At 69.3% G+C, this 17718-nt stretch carries 17 protein-coding genes; all 17 read left to right on the top strand.

All coding sequences use genetic code 11. The features are described 5' to 3' along the window. Window positions 1-29: 29 nt before the first annotated feature. A complete protein-coding gene (locus AB0O28_RS00525; protein ID WP_363634707.1) occupies window positions 30-752 on the top strand; it encodes a demethylmenaquinone methyltransferase in 723 nt (240 codons plus the stop codon). A 162-nt stretch (window positions 753-914) separates the two neighbouring features. Continuing rightward, window positions 915-2168: a geranylgeranyl reductase family protein gene (locus AB0O28_RS00520; protein ID WP_363634705.1), complete on the top strand. Its 1254-nt coding sequence runs from the start codon at window positions 915-917 to the stop codon at window positions 2166-2168. After that, window positions 2165-2308 carry a hypothetical protein gene (locus AB0O28_RS00515; RefSeq protein WP_363634704.1) on the top strand — a complete coding sequence of 48 codons (144 nt, stop codon included), beginning with the start codon at window positions 2165-2167 and terminating at the stop codon, window positions 2306-2308. The genes AB0O28_RS00520 and AB0O28_RS00515 overlap by 4 nt, the downstream gene beginning before the upstream one ends. 2 nt (window positions 2309-2310) lie before the next feature. Then, the gene (locus tag AB0O28_RS00510; protein ID WP_142567576.1) at window positions 2311-2670 is read left to right on the top strand and encodes an NADH-quinone oxidoreductase subunit A; all 360 of its coding nucleotides are present in this window, start codon (window positions 2311-2313) and stop codon (window positions 2668-2670) included. A 2-nt stretch (window positions 2671-2672) separates the two neighbouring features. Beyond that, window positions 2673-3224, top strand: a complete 552-nt coding sequence (locus AB0O28_RS00505; protein WP_363634703.1) for an NADH-quinone oxidoreductase subunit B family protein — start codon at window positions 2673-2675, stop codon at window positions 3222-3224. Continuing rightward, complete coding sequence (locus AB0O28_RS00500; RefSeq protein ID WP_363634701.1) at window positions 3221-3886, top strand: NADH-quinone oxidoreductase subunit C; 666 nt, start codon at window positions 3221-3223, stop codon at window positions 3884-3886. The genes AB0O28_RS00505 and AB0O28_RS00500 overlap by 4 nt, the downstream gene beginning before the upstream one ends. A 49-nt stretch (window positions 3887-3935) precedes the next feature. After that, complete coding sequence (locus tag AB0O28_RS00495) at window positions 3936-5261, top strand: NADH-quinone oxidoreductase subunit D (protein ID WP_363634699.1); 1326 nt, start codon at window positions 3936-3938, stop codon at window positions 5259-5261. Next, window positions 5258-5995: an NADH-quinone oxidoreductase subunit NuoE gene (nuoE, locus tag AB0O28_RS00490; RefSeq protein ID WP_363634697.1), complete on the top strand. Its 738-nt coding sequence runs from the start codon at window positions 5258-5260 to the stop codon at window positions 5993-5995. Before AB0O28_RS00495 ends, nuoE begins: the two co-directional genes overlap by 4 nt. Next, window positions 5992-7278, top strand: coding sequence for an NADH-quinone oxidoreductase subunit NuoF (gene nuoF, locus AB0O28_RS00485; protein WP_363634695.1), 1287 nt, complete (start codon window positions 5992-5994; stop codon window positions 7276-7278). The genes nuoE and nuoF overlap by 4 nt, the downstream gene beginning before the upstream one ends. Further along, window positions 7275-9671, top strand: coding sequence for an NADH-quinone oxidoreductase subunit G (locus tag AB0O28_RS00480; RefSeq protein ID WP_363634693.1), 2397 nt, complete (start codon window positions 7275-7277; stop codon window positions 9669-9671). The genes nuoF and AB0O28_RS00480 overlap by 4 nt, the downstream gene beginning before the upstream one ends. Beyond that, window positions 9668-11029 carry an NADH-quinone oxidoreductase subunit NuoH gene (gene nuoH / locus AB0O28_RS00475; protein WP_363634691.1) on the top strand — a complete coding sequence of 454 codons (1362 nt, stop codon included), beginning with the start codon at window positions 9668-9670 and terminating at the stop codon, window positions 11027-11029. The genes AB0O28_RS00480 and nuoH overlap by 4 nt, the downstream gene beginning before the upstream one ends. Beyond that, window positions 11016-11531: an NADH-quinone oxidoreductase subunit NuoI gene (nuoI, locus tag AB0O28_RS00470; protein WP_139574090.1), complete on the top strand. Its 516-nt coding sequence runs from the start codon at window positions 11016-11018 to the stop codon at window positions 11529-11531. Before nuoH ends, nuoI begins: the two co-directional genes overlap by 14 nt. Beyond that, entirely contained in the window at window positions 11524-12450 is a 927-nt protein-coding gene (locus tag AB0O28_RS00465; RefSeq protein ID WP_363634689.1) for an NADH-quinone oxidoreductase subunit J, read from the top strand. The genes nuoI and AB0O28_RS00465 overlap by 8 nt, the downstream gene beginning before the upstream one ends. Further along, window positions 12447-12743 carry an NADH-quinone oxidoreductase subunit NuoK gene (gene nuoK / locus AB0O28_RS00460; protein WP_139574092.1) on the top strand — a complete coding sequence of 99 codons (297 nt, stop codon included), beginning with the start codon at window positions 12447-12449 and terminating at the stop codon, window positions 12741-12743. The genes AB0O28_RS00465 and nuoK overlap by 4 nt, the downstream gene beginning before the upstream one ends. 66 nt (window positions 12744-12809) lie before the next feature. Continuing rightward, window positions 12810-14651, top strand: coding sequence for an NADH-quinone oxidoreductase subunit L (nuoL, locus tag AB0O28_RS00455; protein ID WP_363634686.1), 1842 nt, complete (start codon window positions 12810-12812; stop codon window positions 14649-14651). After that, complete coding sequence (locus AB0O28_RS00450; RefSeq protein ID WP_363634684.1) at window positions 14651-16156, top strand: NADH-quinone oxidoreductase subunit M; 1506 nt, start codon at window positions 14651-14653, stop codon at window positions 16154-16156. The genes nuoL and AB0O28_RS00450 overlap by 1 nt, the downstream gene beginning before the upstream one ends. Next, on the top strand, window positions 16156-17709 hold the full coding sequence (nuoN, locus tag AB0O28_RS00445) for an NADH-quinone oxidoreductase subunit NuoN (protein WP_363634682.1): 1554 nt from the start codon (window positions 16156-16158) through the stop codon (window positions 17707-17709). The genes AB0O28_RS00450 and nuoN overlap by 1 nt, the downstream gene beginning before the upstream one ends. Window positions 17710-17718 lie beyond the last annotated feature (9 nt).

The following is a 17718-nucleotide window of genomic DNA, read 5'->3' as shown; positions in this document are numbered from 1 at the left end:
CGCGTCCGCCGCGGCCTAGGCTTGCCTGCATGACGCGCGCATCGCTGGACAAGCAGCCGCACGAGGTCGCCGCGATGTTCGATCGCACGGCCCGGCGCTACGACCTGGTCAACGACGTCCTCTCGCTCGGTCAGGACCGCCTGTGGCGGAAGGCCACCGCGGAGGCGATCGACGCCGGGCCCGGCGAGCTGGTCCTCGACCTCGCCGCGGGCACCGGCACCTCGACCGACGCGTTCACCGCGCTCGGGGCGCGGGCGATCGCGTGTGACTTCTCGCTCGGCATGCTCCGCACCGGAGTCGAGCGGCGCGGCGGCTCCGGCCTGTACGGCGGGGGCGTGCGCGGGGTCACGTTCGTCGCGGGCGACGCGCTGCGGCTGCCGTTCCGCGACGAGACGTTCGACGCGGTGACGATCTCCTTCGGCCTGCGCAACGTGGCCGACACCGGGGAGGCGCTGCGCGAGATGCTGCGGGTGACCCGGCCGGGCGGGCGGCTGGTGATCTGCGAGTTCTCCCGGCCGACGCCCAAGTCGTTCGACCTCGTCTACACGCAGTACCTGATGAAGCTGCTGCCGCCGGTGGCCCGGATGGTCAGCTCGAACCCCGACTCCTACGAGTACCTCGCCGAGTCGATCCGGGCGTGGCCGGACCAGGAGGCGCTGGCGAGGATCATCCAGGAGGCCGGCTGGCGGAAGGTGGCCTGGCGCAACCTCACGCTCGGCATCGTGGCCCTGCATCGCGGGGTCAAAGCGTGATGAGACGTGCTTGGCCATACCCCTCTGACACTGTGCGGCGGATAGGGGTTAGACTGCGGCGCGACAGTTTGTGAAGTTGTTCACAAAGGCACGAAGGTCTAAACCGATTCGAGGCCTTCCTTCCCTGGAACGGACAGGTCCCCCGTGAGCGAGCAAGCCCGCGTGACGCGGAGAGATGTCGACGCCGACGTCATCGTCGTCGGTGCGGGTCCCGCGGGTTCGACGGCCGCGTTCTATCTCGCCCGTTCCGGCCTCGACGTGCTGCTGCTGGAGAAGGCGCGCTTCCCGCGGGAGAAGGTCTGCGGCGACGGGCTGACCCCACGCGCCGTCAAGGAACTCGTCGCGATGGGCGTCGACATCGACGCCCCCGGCTGGGTCAGGAACAAGGGCTTGCGCGCCTACGGGGGCGGCATGAGCCTGGAGCTCGACTGGCCGGAGCTGACGAGCTACCCGAGCTTCGGGCTGGTGCGCACCCGGGCCGACTTCGACCAGATCCTCGCCAGGCACGCCGAGAGCGCGGGCGTCCGGCTGCGCGAGGGCGTGAACGTTACAGGGCCGGTGCTCGACGAGCGCAGCGGCCACGTCGTGGGCGTGACCGCCAAGGCGGACGGCGAGGAGGTGTCCTACCGCTCGCGGCTCGTGGTGGCGGCCGACGGCAACTCGACCCGGCTGTCGCTGGCGCTGGGCCTGCACAAGCGCGAGGACCGCCCGATGGGCGTGGCGGTGCGCACCTACTACACGAGCCCCCGCCACGACGACGACTACCTGGAGACGTGGCTCGAACTCTGGGACGGCGACCGGCTGCTGCCCGGCTACGGCTGGATCTTCCCCATGGGCGACGGCACCGCGAACGTCGGCCTCGGCCTGCTGAACACCAGCGAGGCCTTCAAGAACATCGACTACCGGGACCTGCTGCGGCGCTGGATGAAGAACACGCCGCAGGAGTGGGGCTTCACCGAAGAGAACATGACGGGCCCGATCCGGGGCGCCGCGCTGCCGATGGGCTTCAACAGGCAGCCGCACTACACCCGCGGGCTGGTTCTCGTGGGCGACGCCGGCGGGTCGATCAATCCGTTCAACGGCGAGGGCATCGCGTACGCCATGGAAACCGGCAGGGTCGCGGCCGAGGTGATCGCGCAGGCGCTGGCCCGGCCGACGCCCGCCCAGCGTGAGCGTGTATTACTCGCGTATCCTCGTATGCTCAAAGACGCCCATGGCGGATACTTCACCCTCGGTCGCCTGTTCGTGGAGGCGATCGGAAGACCGGGAGTGATGAGCTTCGCCACCCGGCACGGGATGCCCCATCCCACCCTGATGAGATTCGCCTTCAAGCTGCTCGCTAATCTCACAGACCGGCGGGGCGACGTCTCCGACCGCATAATCAACGCCTTGTCCAAGGTGGCTCCGCCATCATGATCGAAACCCGCATGACCGAAGCCCGCATGACCGAGACGACGCGCGTGTCGCCGCCGGCCCCGCAGGTGGCCGCCCGGCCGGCCGCGTTCTCCGGCATTCTCGTGATCGCCCAAATTCACCGAGTAAGCGAGGACATGTAGCCATGGAGCTGTATGTGCCGATCGTGGTGCTCGCGGTCCTCGCGGCGGGATTCGCCGTGTTCTCCGTGAGCATCGCGCCCTTCACCGGGCCGAAGCGCTGGAACCGCGCGAAGCTGGACGCCTACGAGTGCGGCATCGAGCCGACTCCGCAGCCGGTCGGCGGCGGCCGCTTCCCGCTGAAGTACATGATCACCGCGATGCTGTTCATCGTGTTCGACATCGAGATCATCTTCCTCTATCCGTGGGCGGTGGCCTTCGACAGACTCGGCGTGTTCGGGCTCGTCGAGATGGTGCTGTTCATCGTCACCGTTCTCGTGGCGTACGCCTACGTGTGGCGTCGCCGCGGCCTCGATTGGGATTAGCCATGGGTCTTGAAGAGAAACTCCCGAGCGGGTTCGTCCTCACCACCGTCGAGCAGGTGGCCGGCTGGGCCCGGAAGAACTCCGTCTGGCCCGCGACCTTCGGTCTCGCCTGCTGCGCCATCGAGCTGATGGCCACCGGCGGCCCGAACCACGACCTGGCCCGGTTCGGCATGGAGCGCGCCTCCGCGTCTCCGCGCCAGGCCGACCTGATGATCGTGGCCGGCCGGCTGTCGCAGAAGATGGCGCCCGTCCTCCGCCAGATCTACGACCAGATGGCCGAGCCCAAGTGGGTCATCGCGATGGGCGTCTGCGCGTCAAGTGGCGGCATGTTCAACAACTACGCCATCGTTCAGGGCGTGGACCACGTGGTGCCGGTCGACATCTACCTGCCCGGCTGCCCGCCGCGCCCGGAGATGCTGATCGACGCCATCGTGAAGCTGCACGACAAGATCCAGAACATGAAGTTCGGCGCGCACCGCGAGAGGCAGATCGAGGAGCTGGAGCTCCAGGCACTGCGCACGTTGCCGCTGATCGACCAGGGAGCCGGGAAGTGACCACCGAGAACCTGCCCGGGCTGCCCGAGGAGCCCGTCGCCCGCAAGGGCATGTTCGGCGTCAAGGACAGCGGCGACACCTCCGGCTACAACCGCCTGGTCGTCCGCCGCCCGCCCAAGCTGTCCAGCAGCCGGCCGTACGGGTCGTACTTCGACGAGGTGGCCGACGCGCTGGAGCCGGCCTTCGCCGACGCCGTCGAGCGCGTGGTCGTCGACCGCGGCGAGATCACCTTCCACGTGCGGCGCGAGCGGCTGCCCGAGGTGATGAAGCACCTGCGCGACGACGCCGCGCTGCGGTTCGAGCTGTCGCTCGGCGTCTCGGGCGTCCACTACCCCGAGGAGACCGGCGCGGAGCTGCACGCCGTCTACCACCTGTGCTCCATCACGCACAACCGGCGCGTCCGGGTGGAGGTCTCCTGCCCCGACGCCGACCCGCACATCCCCTCCACGGTTCAGGTCTACCCCACGCACGACTGGCATGAGCGCGAGACGTACGACTTCTTCGGAATCGTCTTCGACGGCCACCCGGCGCTGACCCGGATCGAGATGCCGGACGACTGGGAGGGGCACCCGCAGCGCAAGGACTACCCGCTCGGCGGCATTCCGGTGGAATACCGCGGCGCCGAGGTCCCCGCGCCGGACCGGAGGAGGTCGTACTCGTGAGCATCCGCGGCGACCTGCACGAGTGGACGAGGGCAGCGAGGAGAGCGTCGTGAGCACCACCGAGACCACCGAAACCCAGGGCCGGATCTACGACGTCGCCGGTCAGGACTGGGACGAGCTGGTCAAGACCGTCAGCGAGTCGGCCGACGAGCGCCTGGTCATCAACATGGGCCCGCAGCACCCGTCGACGCACGGCGTGCTGCGGCTCGTGCTGACCCTCGACGGCGAGACCGTGACCGAGGCCCGCACGGTGATCGGCTATCTGCACACCGGCATCGAGAAGAACATGGAGTTCCGGACGTGGACCCAGGGGGTCACGTTCGTCACCCGCATGGACTACCTCGCGCCGATCTTCAACGAGACCGCCTACTGCATGGGCGTCGAGAAGCTCCTCGGGATCACCGACAGGATCCCGGATCGGGCGCAGGCCATCCGGGTCCTGACAATGGAGCTCACCCGGATCTCCTCGCACCTCGTCGCGATCGCGACGTTCGGCATGGAGCTGGGCGCGACCACGCCGATGCTGTTCGGCTTCCGCGAGCGCGAGATGGTGCTCGACCTGATGGAGTACATCACCGGTCTGCGGATGAACATGGCGTACGTCCGGCCGGGCGGCGTCAGCGTCGACCTGCCGGCCGGCGCGGTCGACAAGATCGGCGAGTTCCTCAAGATCATGCCGGGGCGGATCAAGGAGATGCGCAAGCTCCTCGACGCGAACCCCGTCTACACCCGGCGCACCAAGGACGTGGCCTACCTCGACCTGACCGGCTGCATGGCCCTCGGGATCACCGGGCCCATGCTGCGCGCCGCCGGCCTGCCGTGGGACCTGCGCAAGTCGCAGCCCTACTGCGGCTACGAGACGTACGAGTTCGAGGTCGCGACGCAGAACACCTGCGACGTGTACGGCCGCTACCTCGTCCGCATGGACGAGATGGAGGAGTCCCTCAAGATCATTGAGCAGGCGCTCGACCGCCTGTCCGGCCCGCTCAAGGGCGGTCCGGTGATGATCGAGGACAAGAAGATCGGCTGGCCGTCGCAGCTCGCGCTCGGCCCCGACGGCCTCGGCAACTCGCCCGACCACATCGCGCACATCATGGGCAGCTCCATGGAGGCCCTGATCCACCACTTCAAGCTGGTGACCGAGGGCTTCCGGGTGCCCGCCGGACAGGCGTACGCCTCGGTCGAGTCGCCGCGCGGCGAGCTCGGCGCGCACGTGGTCAGCGACGGCGGCACCCGGCCCTACCGGGTCCACTTCCGCGACCCGTCGTTCACGAACCTGCAGGCGGTGCCCGCGACGTGCGAGGGCGGCATGGTCGCCGACGTCATCTCCGCGGTCGCCTCGATCGACCCGGTCATGGGAGGTGTGGACCGATGAGCGGCAAGCCGACGGTCCAGGCCGCCCGCGTAGCGAATGAGGAGGGGAGCGCGACCATGAGCACGGGTTACGCGCCCGAGGTCCGCGAGCGTCTGGAGACGGACGCCAAGGAGATCATCGGCCGCTACCCCCGGCCGCGTTCGGCGCTGCTGCCGCTGCTGCACCTGGTGCAGTCGGAGGACGGCTACATCTCCGACGCCGGCCAGGAGTTCTGCGCCGAGATGCTGGGCCTGTCCAAGGCCGAGGTCGTCGGCGTCGCGACCTTCTACACCATGTACAAGCGCAAGCCGGCCGGCGAGTACAACGTCGGCGTCTGCATCAACACGCTGTGCGCGGTCATGGGCGGCGACCAGATCTGGGAAGAACTCAGCGAGCACGTGGGCGTCGGCCACGACGAGACCACCGCGGACGGCAAGATCACGCTGGAGCGGCTGGAGTGCAACGCCGCCTGCGACTTCGCGCCGGTCATGATGGTCAACTGGGAGTTCTTCGACAACCAGACGCCGGAGTCGGCCAGGCAGCTCGTCGACGACCTGCGCGCCGGCAAGGAGGTCGCGCCCACGCGCGGCCCGGGCCGGCTGTGCACGTTCAAGGAGGCGTCCCGGGTCCTCGCCGGGTTCCCCGACGGCCAGGCCGGTGACGGCCCGTCGGCCGCCGGCCCTTCGCTCGAGGGCCTGAAGGTCGCCAAGGCCAACGGCTGGGAGGCCCCCAAGGCCGAGGGGAGCGAGAAGTGACAGCCCTCACGCCCGTTCTGACGAGGAACTGGGACCAGGACAACTCGTTCACCCTCGACGGGTATGGCGAGTACGCGGCCGCCAAGAAGGCCCTGGGCATGGACCCCGACGCCGTCATCCAGACGGTGAAGGACTCCGGTCTGCGCGGCCGCGGCGGCGCGGGCTTCCCCACCGGCATGAAGTGGGGCTTCATCCCGCAGGGCGACGGCAAGGCCCACTACCTCGTGGTCAACGCCGACGAGTCCGAGCCGGGGACCTGCAAGGACATCCCGCTCATGATGGCCAACCCGCACGCGCTGGTCGAGGGTGTGATCATCGCGTCCTACGCCATCCGGGCCAACCACGCGTTCATCTACATCCGCGGCGAGGTGCTCCACGTCATCCGCCGGGTGCAGGCCGCGGTCCGGGAGGCGTACGAGAAGGGTTACCTCGGCGCCGACATCTTCGGCTCGGGGTACGACCTCGAACTCGTCGTGCACAGCGGCGCCGGGGCGTACATCTGCGGCGAGGAGACCGCGCTGCTCGACTCGCTGGAGGGCCACCGCGGCCAGCCCCGGCTCAAGCCGCCGTTCCCGGCGGTCGCCGGCCTGTACGCCTCCCCGACAGTGGTCAACAACGTCGAGTCGATCGCGAGCGTGCCGAGCATCATCGCCAACGGCGCCGACTGGTTCGCCGGGATGGGCACCGAGAAGTCCAAGGGCTTCGGCATCTTCTCGCTGTCCGGCCACGTGACGCGGCCGGGTCAGTACGAGGCCCCGCTGGGCATCACGCTGCGCGAGCTGCTCGACATGGCGGGCGGCATCCGCGAGGGCCACGAGCTGAAGTTCTGGACGCCGGGGGGCTCCTCGACGCCGATCTTCACGGCCGAGCACCTGGACGTGCCGCTCGACTTCGAGTCGGTCGGGGCCAAGGGCTCGATGCTGGGCACCCGCGCCCTGCAGATCTTCGACGAGACGACCTGCGTGGTCCGGGCCGTCATGCGCTGGACCGAGTTCTACGCGCACGAGTCCTGCGGCAAGTGCACGCCCTGCCGTGAGGGCACCTACTGGCTGAAGCAGGTGCTCAAGCGGCTGGAGAAGGGTCAGGGCTCCGAGGAGGACCTGGCCACCATCACCGACATCGCCGACAACATCCTGGGGCGCTCGTTCTGCGCCCTCGGTGACGGCGCGACGAGCCCGATCCACTCGTCGGTGAAGTACTTCCGCGACGAATACCTCAAGCACTTCGAGATCGGCGGCTGCCCGTTCGATCCCGCCGCTTCCACGGTGTGGGGGTCCAAGTGACAGTTCAGACGACGCAGCCGGAGCAGCCGGTCGTGGACATGGTCACCCTGACCATCGACGGCTTCCAGGTCAGCGTTCCCAAGGGCACGCTGATCATCCGGGCCGCGGAACTGCTGGGGATCCAGATCCCCCGGTTCTGCGACCACCCGCTGCTCTCGCCGGCGGCCAACTGCCGCCAGTGCCTGGTCGAGATCACCGACGCGGGCAACGGCCGCGGCTTCCCCAAGCCGCAGCCGTCGTGCGCGATCGAGGTCGCCGAGGGCATGGTGGTCCAGACGCAGCTCACCTCGCCGGTGGCCGAGAAGGCCCAGCGCGGCGTGATGGAGATGCTGCTGCTGAACCACCCGCTCGACTGCCCGGTCTGCGACAAGGGCGGCGAGTGCCCCCTGCAGAACCAGGCCATGTCGAACGGCCAGGGCGAGAGCCGGTTCGTCGAGCAGAAGCGGACGTTCGACAAGCCCGTCCCGCTGTCGAGCGAGGTGCTGCTCGACCGCGAGCGCTGCGTCCAGTGCGCGCGCTGCATCCGGTTCTCCGACCAGATCGCCGGTGACCCGCTCATCGACTTCTTCGAGCGCGGGGCCAAGGAGCAGGTGGGCGTCGCCGGCGGCGAGCCGTTCCAGTCCTACTTCTCGGGCAACACCATCCAGATCTGCCCGGTGGGCGCGCTGACCGGCGCGGCCTACCGGTTCCGCTCCCGCCCGTTCGACCTGGTCTCCACGCCGAGCGCGTGCGAGCACTGCGCGTCGGGCTGCTCGCTGCGCACCGACCACCGGCGGGGCAAGGTCACCCGTCGCCTGGCCGGGGACGACCCGCAGGTCAACGAGGAGTGGAACTGCGACAAGGGCCGCTGGGCCTTCACCTACGCCACCGCGCCCGACCGGCTGCGGTCGCCGCTGGTGCGCGACGAGAGCGGCAAGCTCGTCCCCACCTCCTGGCCGGACGCGCTGGCCGTCGCGGCCGAGGGCCTGCTGCGGGCCCGCGGCAAGGCCGGTGTGCTGGTCGGCGGGCGGCTCACGGTCGAGGACGCCTACGCCTACAGCAAGTTCGCCCGGATCGCCCTCGGCACCAACGACATCGACTTCCGGTCCCGCCCGCACTCGGAGGAGGAGGCGCGCTTCCTCGCCCACGCCGTGGCGGGCAAGGGCATCGAGGTCTCCTACGCCGACCTGGAGACGGCCCCGGCCGTGCTCCTGGCCGGGTTCGAGCCCGAGGAGGAGTCGCCGATCGTCTTCCTGCGCCTGCGCAAGGCGGCGCGCAAGCGGGGCCTGAAGGTCTACGCGCTCGCGCCGTTCGCCACGCCGGGCCTGGCCAAGATGAACGGCACGCTCATCCGCACCCTGCCCGGCGCCGAGGCCGAGGCGCTCGGCGACCTCGTCACCGGCGAGGTGCTGCCCGAGGGCGCGATCGTCCTCGCCGGTGAGCGGCTCGCCGCCGCCCCCGGCGCCCTGTCGGCGCTCGTACGGCTCACGCAGGCGACCGGCGCACGGCTCGCCTGGGTGCCGCGCCGCGCCGGTGAGCGCGGAGCGCTGGAGGCCGGTGCCCTGCCGGGCCTGCTGCCGATCGGCCGCCCCGCCGCCGACGAGGCCGCCCGCGCGGAGGTCGCCAGGGTGTGGGGCGTCGCCTCGCTGCCCGAGGCGCCCGGCCGCGACACGGCGGGCATCATCGAGGCCGCGCTGAACGACGAGGTCGACGCGCTGGTCGTGGCGGGCGTCGACCCCTACGACCTGCCCGACCCGGCCCGGGCCCTGGCGGCGCTGGAGAACACGCCGTTCATCGTCAGCCTGGAGATCCGCGCCAGCGCGGTCACCGACCGGGCCGACGTGGTCCTGCCGGTCGCCGCCGTGGCGGAGAAGTCCGGCACGTTCGTCGACTGGGAGGGCAGGGGCCGCTCGTTCGGCGTGGCCACGGCCGTCCCCGGCCTGATGAGCGACCTGCGCGCCATCGCCGCGATCGCCGACCAGATGGACGTCCACCTCGGCCTGCCCGACCCCGCCGCGGCCCGGCGCGAGATGGCCACGCTCGGGTCCTGGAAGGGCACCCGCCCGGCCGCGCCCGCGGTCACCGGTCGTCCGGCCGGGGCGCCGCAGGCGGGCGAGGCCGTGCTGGCCACCTGGCACCTGCTGCTCGACGACGGCCGGTTGCAGGACGGCGAGCCGTACCTGGCGGGGACCGCCCGCGCGGCCGCGGCGCTGCTGTCGGAGGCGACGGCCGCCGAGATCGGCGCGGTCGACGGCGGAAAGATCACCATCGGTGACGACGTGGTCGTTCCGGTGCGCGTCGCGGACCTGCCCGACCGTGTCGTGTGGGTGCCGTCCAACTCCGCCGGCCTGTCGGTCACGCGCGACCTGCGCGCGGTCGCCGGAGACGTCGTAAAGATCGGGAGCGTCTCGTGAACAACCCCGGACCCACGCTGAGCGACTTCGGCCACGATCCCCTGTGGATCAGCATCATCAAGGCCGTCGCGATCTTCGTGTTCCTGATGCTGGGCGTGCTGATGGGCGTGTGGACCGAGCGCAAGCTCATCTCGCGCATGCAGCACCGCTACGGCCCCAACCGGGCGGGCAAGTTCGGCCTGCTGCAGACGGTGGCCGACGGCCTGAAGATGGGCCTGAAGGAAGACATCATGCCACGCACCGTGGACAAGGTGATCTACTTCCTGGCCCCGGTCGTCATCGCCGTCCCGGCCTTCCTGGCCTTCTCCGTCGTGCCGTTCGGGCCGATGGTCTCGATGTTCGGCCACAAGACCCCGCTGCAGCTCACCGACCTGCCGGTCGCGGTCCTGCTGGTCCTGGCCACCGCCTCGATCGGCGTCTACGGCGTCGTGCTCGCCGGGTGGGGGTCCCGCTCGCCGTACGCCGTGCTGGGCGGCCTGCGCTCGGCCGCCCAGGTCGTGTCGTACGAGATCGCGATGGGCCTGTCCTTCGTCGCGGTGTTCCTCCAGGCGGGCACGCTGTCCACCTCGGAGATCGTGGCGAAGCAGGCCAGCGCCGGCACCTGGGACATCGGCGGGCTGTCGATCCCGATGCCGTCGTGGTACGTGGTCTCGCTGGTGCCGTCCTTCCTGATCTACGCGATCACGATGCTGGGCGAGACGAACCGCGTGCCCTTCGACCTGCCCGAGGGCGAGGGCGAGCTGGTCGGCGGCTTCCACACCGAGTACTCCTCCTCGCTGAAGTTCGCGATGTTCATGCTCGCCGAGTACGTGAACGTCTTCACGGTCTCGGCGATGGCGATCACGCTGTTCTTCGGCGGCTGGCGGGCCCCGTGGCCGATCTCCCTGTGGGACGGCGCGAACTCCGGCTGGTGGCCGTTGCTGTGGTTCTTCACCAAGCTGGTCATCGCGTTCGGGTTCTTCGTCTGGGTCCGCGCCTCACTGCCACGTGTCCGGTACGACCAGCTCATGGCCTTCGGTTGGAAGGTGCTGATCCCGGTCAACCTGGCCTGGATCCTGATCGCCGCCACGTTCAAGGCGCTGCGGATGCCGGACAGCAACCGGGCGATCATCATGACCATCGGTGCTGTCGTCATCATCGGCGCCCTCGCGATCTGGTTGCGCTTCGACACGGTCAACCAGCGCCGCAAGGAGGCCAAGGCGGCCGCGATCGAGGAGGAGTTCGAGCAACTGCGCGAGGAGCCGGTCGCGGGCGGGTTCCCCGTGCCGCCGCTCGACGCGCCGCACTACCACGGAGTCGTGCCCGCCGCGCGCCTCAACCCCGACGCCGCCAAGGAGGTGACCAGTGGGAGCAACTGATTGGCTGAACCCGATCAAGGGATTCGGCGTCACCTTCCACCACATGTTCAAGAAGCCGGTGACCGTCAACTATCCCGAGGAGAAGCGGCCCACCGCGCCGCGCTTCCACGGGCGGCACCAGCTGAACCGGTGGCCCGACGGGCTGGAGAAGTGCGTCGGCTGCGAGCTGTGCGCCTGGGCCTGTCCGGCGGACGCCATCTACGTCGAAGGCGGCGACAACACCGACGAGGAGCGTTTCTCGCCGGGTGAGCGGTACGGCCGCGTCTACCAGATCAACTACCTGCGCTGCATCCTCTGCGGGCTGTGCATCGAGGCGTGCCCCACCCGGGCGCTCACGATGACCAACGAGTACGAGCTCGCCGACTCCAGCCGCGAGTCGCTGATCTACACCAAGGAGATGCTCCTCGCGCCGCTCGGACCGGGCATGGAGCAGCCGCCCCACCCGATGCGCCTCGGCGAGACCGAAGAGGACTACTACCGGTTGGGTCGAAGCAATGGGTGAGTCCATCACGTTCTGGGTGCTCGCGGTCATCTCGGTGATCGCCGCGCTCGGACTCGTCTTCAGCCGCAGGGCCGTCTACTCGGCCCTCATGCTCGGCGTCGTCATGCTCTCGCTGGCGGTGCTGTACGCGGTTCAGGACGCTCCGTTCCTGGCGGCGGTGCAGATCATCGTCTACACCGGCGCGGTCATGATGCTGTTCCTGTTCGTGCTCATGCTCGTGGGCGTGGACTCGTCCGACTCCCTCGTGGAGACGATCAGGGGCCAGCGGTTCTGGGCCATCGTGGGCGGGCTCGGCTTCGCCGCCCTGCTCGCTTTTGGCATCGGCAACGCCGTCGTCGGCTCGCCGAAGGGCCTGGCGGCCGCCACTCAGGCGGGCAACGTGCCCTCCCTGGCCGAGCTGATCTTCACGCGCCACGTGTTCGCCTTCGAGGTGACCTCGGCGCTGCTGATCACCGCCGCGCTCGGCGCGATGGTGCTCGCTCACCGGGAGCGCACCGAGGCGAAGCCGACCCAGAAGGACCTGTCCCGGCAGCGCTTCGTCGCCTTCGGCAAGACGGGCAAGAACCCGGCGCCGCTGCCCGGCCCCGGCACCTACGCCCGGCACAACGCCATCGACATGCCGGCGCTGCTGCCCGACGGGTCCGTCTCGCCGCTGTCGGTCAACCGGTACATCGCCCGGTACGAGGAGGCCCAGGGGACTCTGCCCCCGGAGGTCGCCCGCGTGCTGGAGCAGGAGGAGGCCACCCAGCGCTCGAACGGGCACCCGAGCGGGCACAGCACGCCCACCGTGGCCGAGGAGGCCAGGGACGGCGGCCCCGACACCGAGCCGATGCCCGAGGAGGGCGTCGTCGCCGGCCGGGTCGTCGGCCCCCGCGGTGAGTCCGTGAGGGAGTCCCGGAGCGAGGAGGACGGCAAGTGACCACGCACTACCTGGTGCTCTCCGCGCTGCTGTTCGCCATCGGCGGCGTCGGCGTGCTCGTACGGCGCAACGCCATCGTGGTGTTCATGTGCGTCGAGCTCATGCTCAACGCCTGCAACCTGGCGTTCGTCACCTTCGCCCGGCAGAACGGCAACCTCGACGGCCAGCTCATCGCGTTCTTCGTGATGATCGTGGCCGCCGCCGAGGTGGTCATCGGCCTGGCCATCATCGTGACGATCTTCCGAACCCGCAGGAGCGCGTCGGTGGACGACGCCAGCCTGCTGAAGTACTAAGAGGTGGCCGTGGAACCCGCTGAGATCATCCAGCACTCCGGCGGAGCGATCGGAGCAGCCTGGCTCATGATCGCTCTGCCCCTGGTGGGAGCGGCGGTCCTCCTGCTTGGCGGCCGGAGGACCGACAAGTTCGGCCACCTGCTGGGCGTGCTCATGGCCGTCGCGTCGTTCGTGGTGGCGGCGCTGTCGTTCGTGCAGCTGCTCGGCCTCGCCCCCGGCGAGCGCCGTCGCGGGATCGAGCTGTACGACTTCATCCCCGGCCTCGCGAAGGTCGGGCTGCTGGTCGACCCGCTGTCGATCTCGTTCTGCCTGCTGATCACCTTCGTGGGCTCGCTGATCCACATCTACTCGATCGGCTACATGGCGCACGACCCGAACAGGCGGCGGTTCTTCGCCTACCTCAACCTGTTCGTCGCGGCGATGCTGCTGCTGGTGCTGGCCGACAACTACGTGGCGCTGTTCGTCGGCTGGGAGGGCGTCGGTCTCGCGTCGTACCTGCTGATCGGGTTCTGGCAGCACAAGCCCTCGGCGGCGACCGCGGCCAAGAAGGCGTTCATCGTCAACCGCGTCGGCGACTTCGGCCTGCTGATCGGCATCTTCACGATCTTCGCGACGTTCCACACGCTGGCCTTCAGCGACGTCCTCGCGAACGCGTCGAAGGCGTCCTCGGGCACGCTCACCGCGATCGGCCTGCTGCTGCTGGTCGGCGCGTGCGGCAAGTCGGCCCAGCTCCCGCTGCAGTCCTGGCTCCTCGACGCGATGGAGGGCCCGACCCCGGTCTCGGCCCTCATCCACGCCGCGACCATGGTCACCGCCGGCGTCTACCTCATCGTCCGGTCCGGCCCGATCTACCAGGGCACCGGGACCGCGCAGCTCGTGGTGACGATCGTCGGCGTCGCGACCCTGCTCGCCGGTGCGATCATCGGTACCGCCAAGGACGACATCAAGAAGGCGCTGGCCGGTTCGACGATGTCGCAGATCGGCTACATGGTGCTCGCCGCGGGCGTCGGCCCGGCGGGCTACGCCTTCGCGATCGCGCACCTGATCACGCACGGCTTCTTCAAGGCCGACATGTTCCTCGGCGCGGGCTCGGTCATGCACGCCATGAACGACGAGGTCGACATGAGGAAGTACGGCGCGCTGCGGAAGGTCATGCCGCTCACGTTCGTGACGTTCCTCGTCGGCTATCTGGCGATCATCGGCTTCCCGCTGCTGTCCGGCTACTTCACCAAGGACGGCATCATCGAGGCCGTCATGGAGCACAACGAGGTCCTCGGCTGGCTGGCCGTGCTCGGTGCGGGCATCACCGGTTTCTACATGTCGCGCCTGGTGTTCATGACGTTCTTCGGCGCCAAGCGCTGGGAGCCCACGGCCCACCCGCACGAGTCGCCCGCCGTCATGACCGTGCCGCTGATCATCCTGTCGATCGGTTCGATCGTCCTGGGCGGTTACCTGGTCCTGAGCAACCGCTTCATGACCTTCCTGGCCCCGGCCGTCGGCGCGCCGGAGGAGATGCCGTCCTTCCACCCGTTCAGCGTCCCCGGTCTGGCCACGCTCGCGCTCGTGGCGATCGGCGCGGCCTTCGCCTGGATGAAGTACGGCAGGGCCGAGGTGCCCGCGGTCGCCCCGCGCGGCTCCTTCCTCACCACCTTCGCCCGTCGTGACCTGTACGGCGACGCCCTGAACGAGGCGCTGTTCATGCGTCCCGGGCAGTGGCTGACCCGCCTGGCCGTGTTCTTCGACAACCGCGGCGTCGACGGCCTCGTCAACGGCCTCGCCGCGGGCATCGGCGGCACGTCCGGGCGCCTGCGCAGGGTTCAGACCGGGTTCGTCCGCTCGTACGCGCTGTCGATATTCCTGGGTGCCGCCGTCCTGGCCGGTGCCTGGCTCGTCGTAGGGAACCTGTGATGCCCTGGCTTTCAACCCTTATGGGCGTGTCCGTACTCGGCGCGCTGGGCGTGACCCTCGTCCGGAACGACAAGCTCGCCAAGCAGTTCACGCTGGTGATCTCGCTCATCGTGCTGGCACTGACCGTCGCCATGGCGGTGCAGTTCAGCCCGAACGGCGACACGCCGCAGTTCGTCGAAGACCACGTCTGGATCAAGCAGTTCGGCATCCACTACGCACTGGGCGTCGACGGGATCGCGCTGGTGCTGATCCTGCTGTCGGCGATCCTCGTGCCGATCGTCGTGCTGGCCTCGTGGCATGACGCCGAGGCGGGCAAGCGGTCGGTCCGGACGTACTTCTCGCTGATCCTCGTGCTCGAGGCCATGATGATCGGCGTCTTCGCGGCGACCGACGTCTTCCTCTTCTACGTCTTCTTCGAAGCCATGCTGATCCCGATGTACTTCATGATCGGGTCGTACGGCGGGGCGCAGCGGTCGTACGCGGCCGTGAAGTTCCTGCTCTACTCGCTGTTCGGCGGGCTTCTGATGCTGGTGGCGGTGATCGCGCTCTACTCGATCGCCGGCAAGGGCTCGTTCCAGCACGCCGACCTGGTCGGCACCATCCAGGACGTGAACACGCAGAAGTGGCTGTTCCTCGGCTTCTTCATCGCCTTCGCGATCAAGGCGCCGCTGTGGCCGTTCCACACCTGGCTGCCGGACGCCGCCGCGCAGGCCCCGGCCGGCGCGGCCGTGCTGCTCGTGGGCGTGCTCGACAAGGTCGGCACGTACGGCATGCTCCGCTTCTGCCTGCAGCTCTTCCCGGACGCGGCCAAGTTCTTCACGCCGCTGGTCATCGCGCTGTCGGTGATCGGCATCATCTACGGCGCGATCGTGGCCATCGGGCAGACCGACATGAAGCGGCTCATCGCGTACACCTCGGTGTCGCACTTCGGCTTCATCGCGCTGGGCGTGTTCGCCATGACCACCAGCGCGGGCTCGGGCGCCACGCTCTACATGGTCAACCACGGCTTCTCGACCGGCGCGCTGTTCCTCATCGCGGGCTTCCTCATCCACCGCAGGGGCTCGCAGTACATCGCCGACTACGGCGGCGTGCAGAAGGTCGCCCCGGTCCTCGCCGGGACGTTCCTGGTGGCCGGTCTGTCCAGCCTCTCGCTGCCCGGTCTCAGCACGTTCGTCAGCGAGTTCATGGTGCTGACCGGCACCTACCAGCGGTACGTCGTCCCGGCCGTGATCGCGACCGTCGGTGTCATCCTCGCCGCGATCTACATCCTGTGGATGTACCAGCGGACGATGAACGGCCCGACGGCCGAGTCGGTCAAGTCGCTGCCGGACCTCAACGCCCGGGAGAAGTGGGTGGTGGCGCCGCTCGTCGCGCTGCTGCTCGTGTTCGGCTTCTATCCCAAGCCACTGCTCGACGTGATCAATCCCGCCGTGAAGGACACGCTGTCCAGCGTGTCGGTCACGGACCCGCAGCCGGCCGTACCCGTTGCTCAGGAGGGCCAGTAGTGAACGGCACCATTGAGGCGCCCACCATCGAGTACGCCCTGCTGGCGCCGATACTCGTCGTCTTCGGCGCGGCGATCGTCGGCGTGCTGGTGGAAGCGTTCGCCCCGCGCTACCTGCGCTCGGCCATCCACCTGCCGCTCACGCTGCTCTCGCTGGCCGGCGCGTTCGCGCTGGCCGTCTGGCAGGCGGTCAAGGGCGTGCCCACCAAGCCCGCCGCGATGGGCGCGGTCGCCGTGGACGGCCCGGCCCTGTTCATCTGGGGCACGATCCTCATCCTCGCCTTCGTGAGCGTGCTGCTCATCAAGGACGAGGAGCACTTCGTCGGCTCCGCCGCGGCCGTGCCGGGCTCGGCCGAGGAGGAGCAGTCGCTGGTCGAGCGCGCCTCGCACACCGAGGTCTACCCGCTGCTGCTGTTCGCGGTCGGCGGCATGCTGCTGTTCCCCGCGGCCAACGACCTGCTCGTGGCGTTCGTCGCCCTCGAGGTCATGTCGCTGCCGCTGTACCTGCTGTGCGGCCTGGCCCGGCGGCGCCGCCTGCTGTCGCAGGAGGCCGCGGTCAAGTACTTCCTGCTCGGCGCGTTCTCCTCGGCCTTCTTCCTGTACGGCACGGCCCTGATCTACGGCTACGCCGGCTCGGTCGACCTCCTGAAGATCAACCAGGCGCTGGGGACGGTCGGCGGCGAGGACACGCTGCTCTACATCGGCGCGGCCATGCTCGGCGTCGGCCTGCTGTTCAAGATCGGCGCCGCGCCGTTCCAGGCGTGGAAGCCGGACGTCTACCAGGGCTCGCCCACGCCCATCACCGCGCTGATGGCCTCCGGCACCCTGGTGGCCGCCGTCGGCGCGCTGCTGCGGGTGTTCTGGGTCGGCCTCGGCGGTCTCGACTGGGACTGGCGCCCGGTGCTGTACGGCGTGGCGATCCTCACGATGGTGGTCGGCGCGGTCCTCGCGATCACGCAGACCGACATCAAGCGGATGCTCGCCTACTCCTCGATCGCGCACGGCGGTTTCCTGCTCATCGGCGTCATCGCCACGGGCCACACGCAGGCCGAGAACACCTCGGCCCTGTCCGGCCTGCTGTTCTACCTGGTGGCGTACGGCTTCACCACGGTCGGTGCGTTCGCGGTCGTCACGATGGTCCGCGACGCGGGCGGCGAGGCGTGGCACCTGTCCCGCTGGGCCGGGCTGGGCAAGCGCTCGCCGCTGCTGGCCGGGGTCTTCGCCTTCTTCCTGCTCGCCTTCGCCGGCATCCCGCTGACCAGCGGGTTCTTCGGGAAGTACGCCGTCTTCCAGGCGGCCGTCGCGAACGGCGCCACGCCGCTGGTCATCATCGGTGTGGTGGCCTCGGCCATCGCCGCGTTCTTCTACGTCCGGGTGATCGTGCTGATGTTCTTCAGCGACCCGGCCGCCGACGGCCCGTCCGTCGTGCTGCCGTCGCGGGGCACCGCGGCTGTGGTCGGTATAGCGGCGTTGGCTACGGTAGTTCTCGGGGTGTACCCCTCGCCGGTGCTGGATCTCGCGCACTCGGCTGCCAAGACCCTGTTCGTCCGATAGGAGATTTCC

This window comes from Microbispora sp. NPDC088329 (genome assembly GCF_040685655.1).
Taxonomy (GTDB): Bacteria; Actinomycetota; Actinomycetes; order Streptosporangiales; family Streptosporangiaceae; genus Microbispora.
This window is presented reverse-complemented; position numbering and strand designations above follow the sequence as displayed.

What these genes read in the sequence shown, in the direction of transcription:
- AB0O28_RS00525 (WP_363634707.1), top strand. Translation starts at nt 30, where the DNA reads ATGACGCGCGCATCGCTGGACAAGCAGCCGCACGAGGTCGCCGCGATG.
- AB0O28_RS00515 (WP_363634704.1), top strand. Translation starts at nt 2,165, where the DNA reads ATGATCGAAACCCGCATGACCGAAGCCCGCATGACCGAGACGACGCGC.
- AB0O28_RS00510 (WP_142567576.1), top strand. Translation starts at nt 2,311, where the DNA reads ATGGAGCTGTATGTGCCGATCGTGGTGCTCGCGGTCCTCGCGGCGGGA.
- AB0O28_RS00505 (WP_363634703.1), top strand. Translation starts at nt 2,673, where the DNA reads ATGGGTCTTGAAGAGAAACTCCCGAGCGGGTTCGTCCTCACCACCGTC.
- nuoE (WP_363634697.1), top strand. Translation starts at nt 5,258, where the DNA reads ATGAGCGGCAAGCCGACGGTCCAGGCCGCCCGCGTAGCGAATGAGGAG.
- AB0O28_RS00465 (WP_363634689.1), top strand. Translation starts at nt 11,524, where the DNA reads ATGGGTGAGTCCATCACGTTCTGGGTGCTCGCGGTCATCTCGGTGATC.
- nuoL (WP_363634686.1), top strand. Translation starts at nt 12,810, where the DNA reads ATGATCGCTCTGCCCCTGGTGGGAGCGGCGGTCCTCCTGCTTGGCGGC.
- AB0O28_RS00450 (WP_363634684.1), top strand. Translation starts at nt 14,651, where the DNA reads ATGCCCTGGCTTTCAACCCTTATGGGCGTGTCCGTACTCGGCGCGCTG.